Genomic DNA, 1,697 nt, shown 5'->3' on the forward strand with positions numbered 1-1,697 from the left:
GGCCCCGAGGACCTGATCAAGGCGATGCGCAAGGTGCAGTCGCAATCCACATCCAACCCCTGTTCGATTAGCCAATACGCAGCGGTCGAGGCCCTGAACGGCACCCAAGAGTTCATTGCGCCCAACAACGAGATCTTCAAGCGGCGCCGCGATCTGGTGGTGGAGATGCTGAATGCAGCCGAAGGCATTGCCTGCCCGGTGCCGGACGGGGCCTTTTATGTCTATCCGTCCATCGCGGGCTGCATAGGCAAGACATCTGCCGGCGGCACGAAGATTGTCGATGATGAGGCTTTTTGCACGGCGATCTTGGAAGAGACGGGTGTTGCGGTCGTCTTTGGTGCCGCCTTTGGACTATCGCCAAACTTCCGGGTCAGCTACGCTACGTCGGACGAGGCCCTGAAAGAGGCCTGCACCCGCATCCAGACCTTCTGCGCGGGGTTGAAGTAAAGAGGGACCGATGGGCGCGGAGCTTCCTGACTATTATTTCCGTGTACGCGAGAACGGTGCGGCCGTGTTTCGGGTTGATACCGAGAACCGGCAGCGCCGGATCGAGATGGACCAAATCGCAGTCGTCAACATCCGCAACGGTGAGATCAAGCCGCACGGCGATCGTACCTTGTCACCTGACGACCTGACCCGGATCAAGGCATGGATGGAAGACCGGGCCAAGGTACTGGCCCATCGCGACATCGATGACATCCATCGTGCCATCGACTACCTGAACCTGACGACCCAGTGGGCACAAAGCCGTGCGACAGAGGATCAGTTGGAAGATGTGACCGACGCCCTGCTGCTGGCCATGCACGATCTGCGGTCGGTGCTGGTGCGCAAGAAGGCGGACCGCCTGATGAAAGGCGCCAAGGGCTAGGAACTGCCCGCACGTCAGAATACGGGACGGCGGGCGGGGCGTCTTTCCGGCCCGTTCACGGGGTGGAAACAGCGTCCGGCCCGGTGACCCTCCCAAGTCGCGGCACAGAAACAGTCCAGAACCGCAGCATGAGCGCCACCCCGGCGCACGCCAGCCCCAGCACAAGGCCCAGCCAGATGCCCGGCCCGCCCCAATCCAGAACGAACCCGAGGATGTAAGAAGCGGGCATTCCAACCAGCCAATAAGATACCCCGGCAAGCACCATAGGCACTGTGGTGTCCTGCACCCCGCGCAACAGGCCCAGCGCGATCACCTGCGCCCCGTCCACCAACTGGAACAGGGCGGCAAGGGCCAGAAGCAGCACCCCGATCTCGAGAATCTGATCTCGAGCAGGCTCGTCCCGATCCATGAACAGGGAAATCAGAGGTTCGGGCAATGCGATGAACAGCACGATAGTGGCCAGCGCCATTCCCAGGCTCATCACAATGACAGTGCGGGCACCGCGCAGCATGTGGTCCAGGTCCCCCCGGCCATAGGCGTTGCCGGCCCGGATGGTTGCCACATTGCTGAGCCCGAGATGCACCATGAATGTAATGGACGCCAGCTGCAGTGCGATGTTGTGCGCGGCAAGCGGAATGGTTCCGAGCCACCCCATCATGAACGCAGAAGCCGCGAACAGCCCGACCTCGCTGAGGTTGGTGAGACCGATAGGCAGCCCAAGGCGGAACACGCGACCCAGCATTTCCCAGTCCGGACGCCAGAGCCGTTTGAGGAGTTGGTGTTCGGGCAGCACGAACAGCGCATAGCCGATCACACCGATGACCATGAC

The 1,697-nt window shown here is 61.7% G+C and carries 3 protein-coding genes; 2 read left to right on the forward strand and 1 reads right to left on the reverse strand.

Annotated features, from left to right (window positions below; all coding sequences use genetic code 11):
* Both AC6RA8_RS21900 and AC6RA8_RS21905 read left to right on the forward strand, forming a co-directional pair.
* A partial coding sequence (locus tag AC6RA8_RS21900; protein WP_500355870.1) for an aminotransferase class I/II-fold pyridoxal phosphate-dependent enzyme occupies positions 1–447 on the forward strand: 447 nt, incomplete at its 5' end.
* A 10-nt stretch (positions 448–457) separates the two neighbouring features.
* The gene (locus AC6RA8_RS21905; RefSeq protein WP_500355872.1) at positions 458–868 is read left to right on the forward strand and encodes a hypothetical protein; all 411 of its coding nucleotides are present in this window, start codon (positions 458–460) and stop codon (positions 866–868) included.
* 55 nt (positions 869–923) lie between these two features.
* On the opposite strand, the gene AC6RA8_RS21910 is transcribed toward AC6RA8_RS21905, so the two are convergent.
* Positions 924–1,697 (reverse strand): MATE family efflux transporter (locus AC6RA8_RS21910; protein ID WP_500355874.1); only part of this gene is annotated, 774 nt, incomplete at its 5' end.

It is taken from the genome of Tateyamaria sp., assembly GCF_059783535.1.